Here is a 15,469-nt window from a genome sequence, read left to right as displayed (position 1 = left end):
ATACGCATGCCGCGTGCCACCCTTCCGAGTTTCCGCATACGCGTCAAGGTCGTTGCGCGTGCGATGCCCGAAAGATCACCAGTTGCCCGCCATGCGGGGATGCAACTGTGACGTAAACGCCGAACTTCCGCCCGCCCCACGCCAGTTCCCTTGTCGACAAAGCGCCCTGCAACACCCGTTTCCGCTTGCGCCCGCGAATCACCCGTACCGTCCGCCGACCGGTCCGGCGCCTTCGTCGTCGACAGCACCCCGCCCCCTGCCCCATACATCAATCTGGTACATGGACTACGCTTGGTACATGCCGATGAAGCGAACCAACGTCTACGCCGACCCCGAAGACCTCGCCATCATCAAAGAGGCGGCCACGCGTCGCGGCATCAGCGAGGCCGAGATCATCCGGCAGGGCATCCACCTCGCCGCCATGGCCAACCGCGTCTGGGAGGAGCCGCTCTTCTCGCGGACCTTCGAGGGGACGGGCCGTACACCCTCCCGACCCGATGTCCGGGAAGCGGTCGCCGACGCGGTGCAGCGGGAGACCGGAACCGCCGCGTGATCATCGTCGTGGCCGACACGTCCGGCCTCATCGCCGCGCTCGACTCCACCCACCCCGAGCATCACGCGGCGAACGAAGCGATCATGGCCGCCGGGCTCCTCATCATGTCCCCTCTTCTCCTCGCCGAGCTCGACCACGTCGCGACCCGCGAGCTCGGCCGGGAGGCGGCGGTCAGCGCCGTGGACGACATCCGGCGGTGGATGCGGCGCGGCCGGGTCTCCGTGCCGGAGATCACCGAGGACCATCTCGGGGCCGCCCAGTCCGTACGCGCACGCTACGCGGCGCTGGGCCTCGACCTCGCCGACGCGGTCAACGTGGCGCTCGCCGCCGACTACGACACCGACGCCGTTCTCACCCTCGACCGCCGCCACTTCCGCGCGGTACACACCCTCGGCCGCCACAAGGTTTTCCGCGTCCTCCCCGACGATCTGCCCCTGTAGCGCCGGCTCGACGGACAACGACGCCGGGCCCGTCACACGCATAGGTGTGACGGGCCCGGCGTCGTGCGGAAGGAGCGCTTCCTACTTCTCCGTCTGCTTGCGCCAGCGGATGCCCGCCTCCAGGAAGCTGTCGATCTCGCCGTCCAGGACCGCCTGCGGGTTGCCGACCTCGAAGTCGGTCCGCAGGTCCTTGACCATCTGGTACGGGTGGAGGACGTACGAGCGCATCTGGTTGCCCCAGGAGCTTCCGCCGTCGCCCTTCAGGGCGTCCATCTTGGCGCGCTCCTCCTGGCGCTGGCGCTCGAGGAGCTTGGCCTGGAGGACGTTCATGGCGCTCGCCTTGTTCTGGATCTGGGAGCGCTCGTTCTGGCAGGAGACCACGATGCCGGTCGGGAGGTGCGTGATGCGCACCGCCGAGTCGGTCGTGTTGACGCCCTGGCCGCCCGGGCCCGACGCGCGGTAGACGTCCACGCGCAGCTCCGACTCGTCGATCTCGACGTGGTCGGACGACTCGACGACCGGGAGGATCTCGACGCCCGCGAAGGAGGTCTGGCGGCGGCCCTGGTTGTCGAAGGGGGAGATGCGGACCAGGCGGTGCGTGCCCTGCTCGACCGAGAGCGTGCCGTAGGCGTACGGGGCCTTCACCACGAAGGTGGTCGACTTGATGCCGGCCTCTTCCGCGTACGAGGTCTCGTAGACCTCCGTGCCGTAGCCGTGCCGCTCGGCCCAGCGCAGGTACATGCGCTGGAGCTGCTCGGCGAAGTCGGCGGCGTCGACGCCGCCCGCCTCGGCGCGGATGTTGACCAGGGCCTCGCGCTCGTCGTACTCGCCGGAGAGGAGCGTACGGACTTCCATCTCGTCCAGCGCCTTGCGGACGGAGACGAGCTCCGTCTCCGCCTCGGCGCGGGTGTCCGGGTCGTCCATCTCCTCGGCGAGCTCGAAGAGCACACCGACGTCGTCGATCCGGCTGCGCAGGGCCTCGGCCTTGCGGACCTCGGCCTGGAGGTGCGAAAGCTTGCTGGTGATCTTCTGCGCCGCCTCCGGGTCGTCCCAGAGGGACGGGGCCGCGGCCTGCTCTTCGAGCACGGCGATGTCGGCCCTCATCTTTTCGAGGTCCAGGACGGCCTCGATCGACCCCATGGTCGAGGAGAGGGACTTCAGCTCTTCGGATACATCGACGACTGCCACGCGTCCAGCGTAACGGCTCCCCGCAAATCCCCGTCCCTCCCCATGGCCGTGACCCCTAGGGCTCCTGGGGCTGCGACGAGGTCTTGGAGTCCTGCGGCGGTGCGTCGGAGTCACCCGCGGTCGCCAGGTAGCCGCCCGCACCCAGCGCGCCGATGACCACGACCGCCGCGATCGACAGGGTGATACGGCGCTTGCGGACCGCCTCCGCCTTGTGGCGGGCCGAGCCGGGGCGCCGGGCGCCGGCCGGGCGGGGGGCGCGGGCCGTGCCCAGGGGGCCGCCGGCGAGCTCGTCGGGGGCGGGGACCCGCATGGAGGTGTGGGTGTCCCGGTTGGAGTCGGGTGAGGCGCCGGGGACCAGGGGGACGGCGGCGCGGCGCGGGGCGCTGCCCTCGGCGCGCGTCGGATACGGGTCCTCCTCCTGCGTCTCCGGAGCGGGCTCGGCGTCCGGCTCGTCCACGTCGAGCGGCGGGATCCCGGCGAGCAGCGGCAGGACGTCCCGCAGGCGGGCGGCGAGCTCCGAGGCGCGCAGGCGGGAGGCCGGGGCCTTGGCGAGGCATTGGACGATGAGCTGCCACAGCTCCTCGGGGATGCCGGGGAGCGGGACGACCGTCTCGGTGACGTGGCGGCGCAGCACGGCGCCCGGGTGGCCCCCGCCGAAGGGCGTGAAGCCGGCCAGGAGCTCGTACAGGACGGTCGCGAGGGCGTAGATGTCGACCGCGGCGCGCGGCGGCAGGCCCTCGACGATCTCGGGGGCCAGGTAGTCGGGCGTACCGATGATCCGGGTCGCCTTCGTGCGGCCCGGCGTGTCGATGAGCTTGGCGACGCCGAAGTCGGTGAGGAGCGCCGGATGGGCGCCGCCGGGGCCGAGCGGGCCCTCCATGTCGAGGAGGATGTTCTCCGGCTTGACGTCCCGGTGGACGACCCCCGCGGCGTGCGCGGCGGCGAGGCCGTCGGCGACGTCGGCGGTGATCGCGACGGCCGCCTCGGGGGCGAGCCGGCGTTCCCGGTCGAGCCGGGTGCGGAGGTCGGTGCCGCGGACCAGGTCCATGACGAGCGCGAGGTCGTTGCCGTCGACGACGAGGTCGCGGACGGCGACCACCCGGGGGTGGTCGAGCCCGAGCAGGGCGGTGCGCTCCTGGACGAAGCGGCCGACGAGCTCCTGGTCCGATGCCAGGTCCTCGCGCAGCAGCTTGATGGCGACGGGGCCCTCGGGGCCCTCGCCGAGCCACACCGTGCCGGCGCTGCCCCGCCCGAGGATCTGGTGGGCCGTGTAGCGGCTGCCGATATTCCGTGCCAAGACTGCTCCCTCAGCGGCTGGCGGTCGCGACAAAGTTACGCGTCCGCGGGCGCCCGCCGTCACTTCCGAGGGGAAATCACCCCTCGGAAGTCGATAAATCGGCAGTACTGCCGTCTCCTACTGCCCCGTACCGCCGGTAGCACCGCCGGTGGTACCGCCGCTGTCCGTGCCGCCGAGGTCGGAGACCCAGGTGGACACGGTCGAGATCATGTCGCCGATGGCCTCCCAGTAGCTCTTGCCCTCGGCGATCCAGCTCTGGAGCGGGGTCAGCTCCCAGATGAGCCAGCCCGCGATCACGAACAGCACGATCGTGACCAGGCAGCCCTTCAGGCACCCGAGCCCCGGGATCCGCATCGGATTCGCGCTGCGCTGCCGCGGCTGCCGCGGCTCTCGCGGGGCCGGCGCCTGGGGCGGCGGCTGCGGAGGCGCGTACTGCTGCCGGGGCTGCGGGGCCGGCGCGTACTGCTGCGGGGACTGCTGGTGCTGAGGCTGGTGCTGCGGGGCGTACTGCTGCCGCTGCGGCGGGCGCTGGGGCTGCTGGTACTGCGGTGGCTGCTGCGCGTACTGCTGCGACTGCGGCTGATGCTGCGGCGGCTGCGGCTGGCGCTGCGGACGACGGCGCAGCGGGTCCTGACTCGGATCCAGGTACTGCACCTGCGTCTGCTCGTTGCGGTCCCGGGCGGCGCGCAGCTGGCTCTGCCAGGGGTGCGGCTCCTCGCCCTGCAGAGCCTGGGGAGGCTGCGGCGGTACGGGAGGCATGACCGCGGTCGGATCGGCGCCGCCGCCCGGTCCGCCCGTCGGGCCGCTGGTGGGCATGACGCTCGTCGCCGCGGCCGGGTCGTACTGGTGCGCTCCACCGCCGCTGGGCAGCACCTGGGTCGGATCGGCCGCTCCGGGCGTCTCCGGGACCGGAGCGGGCGAGGGGTCGGGCGCGAGCAGGGCGCCGACGCCGTCGGCCGCCTCGATCTGCGCGGGCGTGGCGTGGACGCCGATGCCGGCGGCGACCGCACGCAGCCCACGGGCCAGGTTCTCGGCGCTGGGCCGCTGGTCCGGGTTCTTGCTGAGGCAGCGCTCTATCACCGTCCACAGCGGGCCGGGGACGGTCGAGGGACGGCGCGGTTCCTCGCTGAGGTGCCGGTGCAGCACCTCGAGGGCCGTGCCACCCGCGAACGGGGGACGACCGGTGACCAGCTCGTAGAGCAGGATGCCCGCGCCGTAGATGTCGACGGCCGAGGTCTGGGGGCGGCCCTCGGCGGACTCCGGCGCGACGTACGCGGGCGTGCCGACGAACTCGTGCGTACGGGTCAGCCCCGGGGAGTCCGCGAGGCGCGCGATGCCGAAGTCGGTGAGCATCGGGTGCATCTGGCCGTCGCGCTCGGCGAGCAGGACGTTCGCGGGCTTCAGGTCGCGGTGGACCACACCGTCGGCGTGGCTGGCGGCGAGCGCGTCGGCGATCTGCGCGGTGAGGAGCGCGGCGGCGACCGGGGTGAGCGGGCCGCTCTCACGGAGGTAGCGGTGCAGGTCCGGGCCCTCGACGAGGTCCATGACGAGGGCGAGGACATCGCCCTCGACGACCAGGTCCCGGGTGCGCACGATGTTGGGGTGGGTGAGCCGGAGCAGCACGGAGCGCTCGCGCAGGAAGCGCATCACGATGTCCGCGTCGTTGGCCAGCTCCTCCTTGAGGACCTTGATGGCCACGGTCTCTCCGGGCTGGCCCGGAACGGCGGCCTCGGCGCCCGCCGCCTCCCGCTGGCGGGCTCGCCAGACGGTGCCCGTGGCGCCGCGTCCGAGCGGCTCCTCGAGCAGGTACTTGCTGCCGATTGGCCGCACGTCACGCGCTCCCTGCTGATCGTGGTCCTGGGTGGTCCCCGGGGTCCCTGTATGTGTTGTGACCCCTCCGGGTGTCCGACCCACTTTAGTGCCGCCGAACGGGTCACCCAGCGGTCGTCCCTGGCTGATTCCGACGCCGGACTTGTCCGAAAACAAGACGCGTTTGTCGTACCGCGGGTTGCGAGAAGCGACGCCCGACGTGCCCAACCAGGCACTTTTACGTCCACAGCCGACCATTCAAGATCACTTGGAGGCGACCCGCGGGCGTGTTGTCGGCGGCAGGTGCGAGGATGCCTCCAGCACGTCGCATCAGGGGTCGGGAGCCCCTGCGCCGTGCCGACCTGTACCGGACGACGCGTCCGTGCCGGGTGGGGGGAGAGACGGGGCGGTTCCCCTGCCGAGCACCACGCGCAGAAGGGACCGCTGACGGCGATGCAGATCCGGCTGACCGTCCTCGCGCCGCACGCCGGCCACGGCGCCGGACGCGCCTGCGACGTGCTCGTCACCGCTCCGGCGGGGACGGCCCTCTCCGCCGTGGCCTCCGCGCTGGCCACTGCCGTCGCCGGCCCCGACGCCTCCACCTCCGGCACGACCGTGCTCTACGCGGGCCGTGAGCGGCTCGACACCCGCCGCTGCGCGCTGGGCGAGCCGCCGCTCGTCGACGGTGCGGTGCTCACGCTCCAGGTCCCCGGCGAGGACGAGCGGCTCGGTGAGGAAGCCCAGGCCCGGCTTCATGTGGTCGCGGGGCCCGACGCGGGCGGGGTGCATCTGCTGCACGGCGGCCCGATCAGGGTCGGCCGTTCCCTGGACGCCGATGTGCCGCTCGACGACCCGGACGTCTCCCGGGTGCACTGCACGGTGACCGTCGGAGGCGACGGCCGGATCACGGTCGCGGACCTCGGCTCCACGAACGGCACGACCCTGGACGGCGCGGCGGTCGGTGCCCGCCCGGTCCGGCTGCTGCCCGGCGCCCTGCTCCGCCTCGGTGAGTCCGCCCTCCGCCTCGCGGAACCGGGCGGCTGCGGTACGGACTCGCTGGCGACGGCCCCGGACGGCGAGGGCCACCTGCGGGTGGATCTCGGGCGGGAGACAGCGGCCACGCGGGAGGCGGAGGCGTACGGGACCGGGGCGAGCTCCGGCGCGGGCGGGCGCGGGGGCTCAGGGGCGCGCTACGGCGGCGCCAACGGGACGGACACCGGCTCGGGCATCGGCTCGGACTCGGGTGCGGGTACGGGTGCGGGTGCGGACGCGTCCGTGGGTTCCGGCAGACACGACCGCGGCGCGTACGGGCACGGGCAGGCGCCCGCGCCAGGGCGTGCGTACGAGCTCGGGCACGGCCACGGGGCCGGCGCCCGGCCGGAGCAGGACGGTCACGGTCACCGCCGAGGCGGCCCGGCCCCCGGTACGTACGAGACGTACGGCGCCGGCTCCGGCACGGTGGCCGAGCCGGGTCCCGGCCGCGGCCTCGCTTCCGGCGCGGGCCCGCGGTCCCAGGACGACACGCACGGCGGCTCCCCCACCCACGCACGCGCCGAGGCCGACGGCCGGGACGGCGAGGGCGATGGCGGCGAAGGACACAGCAGGACCCGGCAGACCCGGCGCCAGGCCCCCCTCCAGGCCTCTCGGGGCAGGCGCGGCATAGGAGCCTGGGCCCGGCGGTTCGCGGGTGCCAAGGAGGAGGAGCTGCCTGCGACGGCCGAGGCCGGTGCCCAAACCGCCGGCGCCTCGTCCGGTACGGCCCTGGCAGCCGGCCGGCTGCCGTCCGCCGAGACCTGGCCCGACCCGGCCGCCGTGCTGCTCACCGCTCTCGGTCCCGGCCCTCGGCTCTGGGAGCGGAGCACGGACCATCCCGAGGCCCTGGTGGTCCGGCTCGGCACGACCGACCGGGCCGAGCTCGCCGGTGTGCCGGTCACCGTCGGCCTGCGGGAGGTCGGATCGCTCGGGCTCGCGGGGCCCGGCAACCGGCTCGCCGGGCTCGCCCGCTCCGTCGTGGCCCAGCTCGCGGCCCTGCACGCGCCCTCCGACCTGGAGATCGTGCTGATCAGCGCGGACCGGAACCGTTCCCTGGAGGAACGGCGCCGTGCCTGGGGCTGGCTCGGCTGGCTCCCGCACCTCCGCCCGGCGCACGGCCAGGACTGCCGCCTCCTCCTCGCGTACGACCGCGATCAGGCCCACGCCCGTACGTCCGAGCTCACCCGGCGGCTGGACGACGGACCGCTCGGGCCCGGCTGGCCGAGCGCCGACCGCGCGGCCGTCGCCGAGGCGGCGGCGCGCCACGAAGGACCGGTCACGATCGTGATCGTGGACGGCGACCCAGGTTCCGCGGCCCTGCGCGAGACGACCGCGCGGCTCGCCGGAGCAGGGAGGGCGGCGGGCATCCACCTCCTCTGTCTGGCCGAGGCTCCGGCCGCCTCGCCCGTCTCCCCGGTCGCGGCGACCTACGAGAGCGCGTGCGCGGCCTCGCTCGCCTTCCGCGAGTGCGGGGCGGTCGCCCTGCTCAGCGGCGACGTGGCGACGGCGCTGCGGCTGCTGCGTACGGCGGGAGGCAGGGCCGCGGGACACGGCACCGTCGGTGTGGTGGACGCGGTCTCGGTCGCCTGGGCGGAGCGCTTCGCGCGGGCGCTCGCCCCGCTGCGCACCGACGCGCCCGCCCCGCACGGGCGGGCCTCCGCCGCGGCGCTCCCCCGGTCGGCCCGGCTGCTCGACGAGCTCGGTCTCGCCCGGGCCACCCCCGCCTCGCTGATGGCCCGCTGGGCCTCCGCGAGCGACGGGACGGCCGTCCTGGGCGCCGGACCGCGCGGGCCGGTCTCGGTCGACCTCACCCAGGAGGGTCCGCACCTGCTGATCGAAGGGCCTGCGGGCAGTGGACGCACGGAGCTGCTCCGGTCGATCGCCGCGTCCCTGGCGGCCGGAGGCCGCCCGGACCGGCTCGGGCTGCTCCTGGTCGACGGCGCCGGGGGCGAGCGGGGCGAGGGCCTGGCCGCCTGTACGGAGCTGCCGCACGTCACCGAGCATCTGGTCGCCTCGGACCCGGTGCGGATGCGCGAGTTCGCGCAGGCGCTGGGCGCCGAGTTGAAGCGCCGTGCGGAGATCCTGGGGGACGGGCACTTCGCCGACCGCCGGGGCGCCGCTCGTCTGATCGGCCAGCGCACGCCGAGCGCGGCGGAGACGGTGTCGCCGGGCGCCCGCACGACCGCCCGCATCCCCGACGCCCGCACGCCGGGCGCCCTCGCCGACACCCCGAGCGGCCGGGTCTCCCGCACGGCCGACGGCTCCCTCACCAACGGCTCCGTCACCGAGCACTCCTCCGCCGACCGGGCCACCGACCGCTCCTCCGCCGACCGAACCAGCAGCCGGACCCTGCGCACGGGCGCGGGAGCGATCGGCGCCCGCCCCGGCGCCCATGACCCCCGCGAACCCCAGCCGGTCGGCGACGACCTCCAGGCCCGCCCCAGCGGCCGGACGGTGCGCACGGGCGCCGACGAACTGACCTACCGCCCCAGTGGCCGCACCCTCCGTACGAGTGACGCGGACCTCGGAGACCGGCCCAGCACCCGCACCGCGCGGCCGGGCGCGGACGACCTCGGTGACCGCCCGAGCGGCAGGCTGCCCCGACGGGCCCCTGACGGCGAGACCTCCGGCCGGGTGCCCCACCCCGGCGGGGAACGCGACCCGCACAACGGAGCGACCCTGCACCTGCGGACCGACCCCCGTCACGACCCGCGCCAGAACCCGCGTCACGACCCGCGTCACGACCCACAGGTCGATCCACGCTCGGAGCCACGCTCCGAGGCACGCGCGGAAACAGCCGACCCCGTCAGCGGCGCCGGCGGCACCGCCGCCGCGTGGGAGGCAGGCGCGCCCCTCCCCCGGCTCGTCGTCCTCGTCGACGACTTCGACGCGCTCGTGGCACCCGCTCTCGGGTCGCCGGGGCGCCCCGCCGCCGGGTCCGTCGTGCGGGCTCTCGAAGCCGTGGCGCGCAGCGGCGAGCGGCTCGGCGTGCACCTGATCGCGGCCTCGGCCCGCCCGGACCGTACGGCGGACACGGAACTGGCCCACGGCGCCCGGCTGCGGGTCGTGCTCGACGCCGCCCCCGTGGCGGCCGGCCCCGACGACCCCGCGCCCGGCCGGGGCAGGCTGGGGCACCCCGACGGGCGGGTGACCCCGTTCCAGACAGGCCGGGTCACCGGCCGGATCCCTCGCACGGCGACGCTCCGGCCGACCGTGGTTCCGCTGGAGTGGGAGCGGATGGGCGACCCGCCCACCCGCAGACCCGTCCGCGAACTCGGCAACGGCCCGACCGACCTGGCGCTGCTGGCCTCGGCCCTGGACCGGGCCGCCCGCTCCGTCGACGCCACGCCGGTTCCTCCGCTCACCCCCGCCGTCCGCAGCTGACACACCACCACCACCGACACCACCACCACCGACACCACCACCCCGGCGCCGACAAAGATCCACCGACGGGTGAGCCGCGGTCCACCGACGGCTCACCTCCGCCGCACCGTCCGTGCGCCCGCACACACCCGCCCCCACCCGCCCCCACCCGCCTGACAGGACGTCACGAGCCCATCACGATCGCCCTGTTCCCACCCGAGGCGGTATTGCGGGCCCCCAGCGCCCGGCGTAGACCTGTCGGCACGAGCATGAGCAGGAGCACGCGCGCACGGGACGAGCACGCGCACAGGAGAGACGGGGCAGCAATGCGTACAACTCTTCGTACACCTCGCACACGCAGGGCCGCGGCGGCGATCACCACCCTCACCGCCCTCGGCGCCCTCACCCTCGCCGGGTGCGGCGGCGCCGACGGCACCGACCCCGGCGAACCGCCGAGCAGCAGCCCCGGCGGCAAGAGTCTCTCCCTGCCTTCCCTGAAGGGCGAGAAGATCGAAGTCGCGGCCGTCTGGACCGGCCCCGAGCAGGAGAACTTCACCAAGGTCCTCAAGGAGTTCGAGAAGCGCACCGGCGCCACGGTCACCTTCGTGCCCGCCCAGGACCCGATCGTGAACTTCCTCGGTACGAAGATCGCCGGTGGCTCCCCGCCCGACGTGGCGATGCTCCCCCAGGTCGGCGCGATCCAGCAGGCCGCCGCCCAAAAGTGGATCAAGCCGGTGGGCCCGGAGGCCAAGGCCCAGCTCGCCGCCCACTACTCCAAGGGCTGGCAGGATCTCGGCGCCGTCGACGGCACCCAGTACGGCGTGTACTTCAAGGCCGCCAACAAGTCCCTGATCTGGTACAACAGCGCGGCCTTCGAGAACGCGGGAGCCACCGAGCCGAAGACCTGGAAGGACTTCCTCTCCACCGCCGAGACGATCTCCGCGTCCGGCGTCACCCCCGTCTCGGTGGGCGGCGCGGACGGCTGGACGCTGACGGACTGGTTCGAGAACATCTACCTCTCGCAGGCGGGCCCGGAGAAGTACGACCAGTTGGCCAAGCATCAGATCAAGTGGACGGACGCCTCGGTCACCCGGGCGCTCACCACGCTCGGTGAGCTGTTCGGCAAGCCGAATCTGCTCGCGGGCGGCGCGGACGGCGCACTGCAGACGGAGTTCCCCGCCTCGGTCACCCAGACCTTCACCGGCGGCGACCAGCCCAAGGGGGCGATGGTCTTCGAGGGCGACTTCGTGACGGTCAACATCGCGCAGACCAGTGCGAAGATCGGTACGGACGCGAAGGTGTTCCCCTTCCCCGCCGTCGGCGAGGGCGCGGAGTCCCCGGTGGTGACGGCCGGCGACGCGGCCGTGGCGCTGAAGGACACCAAGGGGGCGCAGGCGCTCCTGACCTTCCTCGCCTCGCCGGACGCGGCCGCCATCTGGGCGAAGGCCGGCGGCTTCATCTCGCCCAACAAGAGCCTGGACCCGGCGGCGTACCCCAACGACGTGCAGCGCGAGATCGCCAAGGCCCTCATCGCGGCCGGGGACGACTTCCGCTTCGACATGTCGGACCAGATGCCGCAGTCGTTCGGCGGGACGCCCGGCAAGGGCGAGTGGAAGGCGCTCCAGGACTTCCTGAAGAACCCCAAGGACATCGCGGGGACCCAGGCACGGCTGGAGGCCGACGCGGCCAAGGCGTACAAGAGCTGAGGCGCCATGACCATGGCCCCCAAGCCGCCCGGACCGACCAGGAGTGTCACCGGCACCCGTAAGGCAGTGGCGGTGGGGTTCCTCTTCCCCGCCCTGCTGCTGCTCGGCGCGCTCGTCGTCTACCCGATCGGGTACTCCGTCTACCGCTCGTTCTTCGACAAGTCCGGTGATGCCTTCGCCGGGCTCGACAACTACGTCGAGCTCTTCACCGACGACACCATCCTCACCGCCGTCCAGAACAACGCGATCTGGGTGGTCCTCGCCCCGACCGTCGCCACCGCCCTCGGCCTGATCTTCGCGGTGCTCACCGAACGGGTGCGCTGGGGAACGGCGTTCAAGCTGATCGTCTTCATGCCCATGGCGATCTCGATGCTCGCCGCCGGAATCATCTTCCGGCTGGTCTACGAGCAGGACCCGGACCGCGGCGTGGCGAACGCGGTCTGGGTCGGTGTCCACGACACGTTCGCCGAGTCCTCCGTCTTCCCGAAGGCGCGTCCGCTGCCCGTCCACCCCCTGGAAGCGGCGGGCGGTGGCGCGTACGTCACCAAGAACCCGGTCCGTGCCGGAGAGATCGCGCGGCTGCCGCTGGTCGGAGTCGCGCCCGCGCAGATGCCGCAGGACGCCCGGCCTGCGCACGAACCGCCTGCCGAGGAGGGCCGGATCACCGGCGCCGCCTGGCTGGACTTCACCAAGGGCGGCGGCGGGAAGCCGAACGTCGTCGACCCGCAGGAGCGCGGCCTCAAGGGGCTGCGTATCGAGGCCGTACGGGAGGACGGCACGGTGGTCGCGTCCACCACGGCGGCCGCCGACGGCACCTTCAGCCTTCCGGCGGCCGCCGACGGGACCCGGCTGCGGCTGCCCGCGAGCAATTTCCGGGAGCAGTACAACGGCGTGGAGTGGCTCGGCCCCTCGCTCGTCACCCCCGCCATCATCGGCAGTTACGTGTGGATGTGGGCCGGGTTCGCGATGGTGCTGATCGCGGCCGGTCTCGCGAGCGTGCCCCGTGAACTCCTCGAAGCCGCCCGGGTCGACGGGGCGAACGAGTGGCAGGTCTTCCGCCGGATCACCGTGCCGCTCCTCGCACCGGTCCTCGCCGTCGTCCTGGTCACCCTGGTGATCAACGTGCTGAAGGTCTTCGACCTGGTCTTCATCATCGCGCCGGGCTCGGCGCAGGACGACGCGAACGTGCTAGCGCTGCAGTTGTACCGCTCGTCCTTCGGTACGGACGCGGACCTCGGGGTGGGCTCGGCCATCGCCGTGCTCCTGCTGCTGCTCGTACTGCCGGTGATGGCCTTCAACATCCGCCGCATGCGAAGGGAGGCCCGCCGGTGACAGCGTCGAACGGAGGCGGCCTGGGCTCACGGATCGCCGCCCGCGCCGCCGGCGGTGTGATGCGGATCTTCCTCGTCCTCGTGGGGCTCTTCTGGCTGATGCCCACGGTCGGGCTGCTGCTCTCCTCGCTCCGCGGACCGTCGGACATCAGCGAGAGCGGCTGGTGGCAGGTCTTCACCACCCCGGCGCAGCTGACCACCGAGAACTACTCCGCCCTCCTCTCGAACGACACGATCACGGGTTCACTCCTCTCCACCGTGCTGATCACCGTGCCGGCGACCGTCCTCGTCGTCGTCATCGGCTCGCTGGCCGGGTACGCCTTCGCGTGGCTGGACTTCCCGGGCCGGGACTGGTGGTTCCTGGTGGTCGTGGGGCTCCTGGTGGTACCGGTGCAGGTCGCGCTCGTCCCGGTCTCGAAGCTCTTCGGCACGATCGGCATCTTCGAGACGACGCTGGGGGTCGTGCTCTTCCACACCGCCTTCGGCCTGCCGTTCGCGATCTTCCTGCTGCGGAACTTCTTCGCGGAGATCCCGCGGGAGCTGCTGGAGGCGGCACGGCTGGACGGGGCGGGGGAGATCCGGCTCTTCACGCGGGTCGTGATGCCGCTGGGCGGGCCGGCGATCGCCTCGCTCGGCATCTTCCAGTTCCTGTGGGTCTGGAACGACATGCTGGTCGCTCTGATCTTCGCGGACTCCGAGTCGCCGCCGATCACGGTGGCGCTGCAGCAGCAGGTGCGGCAGTTCGGGAACAACATCGACGTCCTGGCGCCGGGCGCGTTCGTGTCGATGGTGATTCCGCTGGCGGTCTTCTTCGCCTTCCAGCGGCAGTTCGTGTCGGGGGTGATGGCGGGCGCGGTGAAGTAGGGGCGCCGCCACGGGCTCGGGCCTGGGACTCGGGCCTCAGGCTCGGGTCTCGGGTCTCGGGCTCAGGCCTCGGACTCGGGTCTCAGGCTCACGCCTCGGACTCGGGCCTCAGGCTCACGCCTCGGGCTCGGGCCTCAGGCTCACGCCTCGGACTCACGCCTCGGAGTCGGGTCTCGGACTCGGGCCTTGGGCTCAGGCGATGAGCGCCGCCACCGCCGACCGCGCGAGATCGTCCAGGTACCCCTGGGGAAGGTCGCCTCGCACCACCACGAGCCGCCAGTAGAGCGGTCCCACGACCAGGTCGAGCGCCCGGTCGGGGTCCGCACCCTCGGGGAGTTCGCCGCGGCCGATGGCTTCCCGCACCACCTGCGCCACCACTCCCTGCTGGCCGTCGAGCAGGGCCGCCCTGATCGCCGCGGCGATCTCCGGCTGCCGCGCGGCCTCCACCAGCAGGTCCGGGATCACCTGCGAGGCCACGGGGTGGCGCAGGGCGTGCGAGGCGACCTCCAGGAGGGCGCGCACGTCCCCGTACAGGGAACCGGTCGCCGGCGCGGGCATCCCCTGGACGGCGAAGGCGCCGACGAGATCGAGGACGAGCGAGAGCTTGGACTTCCAGCGCCGGTATACGGCGGTCTTGCCGACGCCCGCGCGGCGGGCGATGCCCTCGATGGACATGCGCGCGAACCCGACCGCGGCCAGTTCCTCGAAGACGGCGGCGCGAATGGCCTCCGTGACGTCCTCGCGGAGCACGGCGGCTCCGGCGGGGGCGCGGCGGGCGGGTCCGGGGCCGGGGGCTTCGGTCATGACCAGGATGATAGCCAACGCTCACGTCACGACGAGACGGTTGCGTTCCGACGTACGGTCGCCCTACCCTCCCCGTAACGACGATACGGACCCGTCCCGTCGTCAAGGAGCCCGAAAGCGACCACCGTGCCCACCCTCCCCGCCGCGCCCACCACGCCCACTACGCCCACCACGCCCACCGTCCCCGCCGAGGATCTGCGCGCACTGGCCCTGCGCCACGGCCTGTCGGTCAGCGGCGCCCGCCCCCCGCTCCCCTCGTACATCCGGCAGCTCTGGTCGCGCCGCGCCTTCATCGGCGCGTTCGCGACCGCCCGTCTCACCGCCCAGTACAGCCAGGCGAGACTGGGCCAGCTCTGGCAGATGATGACCCCGCTGCTCAACGCGGCGGTCTACTACCTGATCTTCGGCGTCCTGATGAACGTCCAGCAGGGCATCCCGGACTACGTCCCGTTCCTGATCACGGGCATCTTCGTCTGGACCTTCACCTCGCAGTCGATCATGAGCGGCACCCGCGCGATCAGCGGAAACCTCGGGCTGGTCCGCGCGCTGCACTTCCCCCGTGCGAGCCTTCCGCTCTCCCTCGCGCTCCAGCAGCTCCAGCAGCTCGCGCTGTCGCTCTGCGCCCTGATCGCGATCCTGTTCTGCTTCGGCGAGTTCCCCCGCCGGAGCTGGCTCCTGGCCGTCCCCGCACTTCTCCTGCAGTCGCTCTTCAACGCCGGGGCCTCGCTCGCCCTGGCCCGCCTGGCCGCCCGCACCCCGGACATCGCGCAGCTGATGCCGTTCCTGCTGCGCACCTGGATGTACGTCTCCGGCGCCATGTGGTCCATCCGGCACCTGGCGGAGAGCGGCCGCCTCCCGGACGCGCTGATCACGGCTCTGCAGGCCAATCCCGCCGCCGTCTACATCGACCTGATGCGCTTCGCACTCGTCGGGAGCTTCACCGCCGACCAGCTGCCGGCCCATGTCTGGGCGCTCGCCGCCGGATGGGCGCTGGTGACGTTCGCGGGCGGATTCATCTACTTCTGGAAGGCAGAGGAGACCTACGGCCGTGGCTGAGCAGATGCCGAACGAGCAGGCCCTGG

Annotated in this window: 11 protein-coding genes; 7 read left to right on the top strand and 4 right to left on the bottom strand. The window is 73.0% G+C overall.

Annotated features, from left to right (window positions below; genetic code table 11):
- Positions 1-298: 298 nt before the first annotated feature.
- Together J7E93_RS37835 and J7E93_RS19030 are read left to right on the top strand one after the other, a co-directional pair.
- Positions 299-553 carry a CopG family transcriptional regulator gene (locus J7E93_RS37835; protein WP_215071046.1) on the top strand — a complete coding sequence of 85 codons (255 nt, stop codon included), beginning with the start codon at positions 299-301 and terminating at the stop codon, positions 551-553.
- Entirely contained in the window at positions 550-993 is a 444-nt protein-coding gene (locus J7E93_RS19030; protein WP_215071044.1) for a type II toxin-antitoxin system VapC family toxin, read from the top strand. The genes J7E93_RS37835 and J7E93_RS19030 overlap by 4 nt, the downstream gene beginning before the upstream one ends.
- 81 nt (positions 994-1,074) lie before the next feature.
- On the opposite strand, the gene prfB is transcribed toward J7E93_RS19030, so the two are convergent.
- The 3 genes from prfB to J7E93_RS19015 form a co-directional block, all read right to left on the bottom strand.
- Complete coding sequence (gene prfB / locus J7E93_RS19025) at positions 1,075-2,181, bottom strand: peptide chain release factor 2 (protein ID WP_215071042.1); 1,107 nt, start codon at positions 2,179-2,181, stop codon at positions 1,075-1,077.
- Between the two features lie 55 nt (positions 2,182-2,236).
- Positions 2,237-3,478, bottom strand: coding sequence for a serine/threonine-protein kinase (locus J7E93_RS19020; protein WP_215071041.1), 1,242 nt, complete (start codon positions 3,476-3,478; stop codon positions 2,237-2,239).
- Between the two features lie 117 nt (positions 3,479-3,595).
- The gene (locus J7E93_RS19015; RefSeq protein ID WP_215071039.1) at positions 3,596-5,308 is read right to left on the bottom strand and encodes a serine/threonine-protein kinase; all 1,713 of its coding nucleotides are present in this window, start codon (positions 5,306-5,308) and stop codon (positions 3,596-3,598) included.
- Positions 5,309-5,740: 432 nt separating this feature from the next.
- On the opposite strand from J7E93_RS19015, the gene J7E93_RS19010 reads away from it, so the two are divergent.
- The 4 genes from J7E93_RS19010 to J7E93_RS18995 all read left to right on the top strand — a co-directional run bounded on the left by J7E93_RS19010 (position 5,741) and on the right by J7E93_RS18995 (position 13,583).
- The gene (locus J7E93_RS19010) at positions 5,741-9,703 is read left to right on the top strand and encodes an FtsK/SpoIIIE domain-containing protein (RefSeq protein ID WP_215071037.1); all 3,963 of its coding nucleotides are present in this window, start codon (positions 5,741-5,743) and stop codon (positions 9,701-9,703) included.
- Positions 9,704-10,008: 305 nt separating this feature from the next.
- The gene (locus tag J7E93_RS19005) at positions 10,009-11,388 is read left to right on the top strand and encodes an ABC transporter substrate-binding protein (RefSeq protein WP_215071035.1); all 1,380 of its coding nucleotides are present in this window, start codon (positions 10,009-10,011) and stop codon (positions 11,386-11,388) included.
- Between the two features lie 6 nt (positions 11,389-11,394).
- Positions 11,395-12,720 (top strand): carbohydrate ABC transporter permease, encoded by a 1,326-nt coding sequence (locus tag J7E93_RS19000; protein WP_374105404.1) that lies wholly within the window; start codon positions 11,395-11,397, stop codon positions 12,718-12,720.
- A gap of 59 nt (positions 12,721-12,779) precedes the next feature.
- Positions 12,780-13,583 carry a carbohydrate ABC transporter permease gene (locus J7E93_RS18995; RefSeq protein ID WP_251066762.1) on the top strand — a complete coding sequence of 268 codons (804 nt, stop codon included), beginning with the start codon at positions 12,780-12,782 and terminating at the stop codon, positions 13,581-13,583.
- A gap of 192 nt (positions 13,584-13,775) precedes the next feature.
- Here J7E93_RS18995 and J7E93_RS18990 read toward each other — a convergent pair whose 3' ends face one another.
- Positions 13,776-14,387: a TetR/AcrR family transcriptional regulator gene (locus J7E93_RS18990; RefSeq protein WP_215071031.1), complete on the bottom strand. Its 612-nt coding sequence runs from the start codon at positions 14,385-14,387 to the stop codon at positions 13,776-13,778.
- Between the two features lie 126 nt (positions 14,388-14,513).
- On the opposite strand from J7E93_RS18990, the gene J7E93_RS18985 reads away from it, so the two are divergent.
- A complete protein-coding gene (locus J7E93_RS18985; protein ID WP_215071029.1) occupies positions 14,514-15,443 on the top strand; it encodes an ABC transporter permease in 930 nt (309 codons plus the stop codon).
- Positions 15,444-15,469: the final 26 nt, after the last annotated feature.

Origin of the sequence: Streptomyces sp. ISL-36 (genome assembly GCF_018614205.1) — a bacterium.
Taxonomy (GTDB): domain Bacteria; phylum Actinomycetota; class Actinomycetes; order Streptomycetales; family Streptomycetaceae; genus Streptomyces.
Note: the sequence above shows the minus strand (reverse complement) of the source record. Positions and strands in the feature narration are given on the sequence as shown.

Excerpts from the sequence above, each read along its gene's own strand:
- J7E93_RS19005 (WP_215071035.1), top strand. The coding sequence starts at position 10,009 with ATGCGTACAACTCTTCGTACACCTCGCACACGCAGGGCCGCGGCGGCG.
- J7E93_RS19010 (WP_215071037.1), top strand. The coding sequence starts at position 5,741 with ATGCAGATCCGGCTGACCGTCCTCGCGCCGCACGCCGGCCACGGCGCC.
- J7E93_RS18990 (WP_215071031.1), bottom strand. The coding sequence starts at position 14,387 with ATGACCGAAGCCCCCGGCCCCGGACCCGCCCGCCGCGCCCCCGCCGGA.
- J7E93_RS19000 (WP_374105404.1), top strand. The coding sequence starts at position 11,395 with ATGACCATGGCCCCCAAGCCGCCCGGACCGACCAGGAGTGTCACCGGC.
- J7E93_RS37835 (WP_215071046.1), top strand. The coding sequence starts at position 299 with ATGCCGATGAAGCGAACCAACGTCTACGCCGACCCCGAAGACCTCGCC.
- J7E93_RS18995 (WP_251066762.1), top strand. The coding sequence starts at position 12,780 with ATGCGGATCTTCCTCGTCCTCGTGGGGCTCTTCTGGCTGATGCCCACG.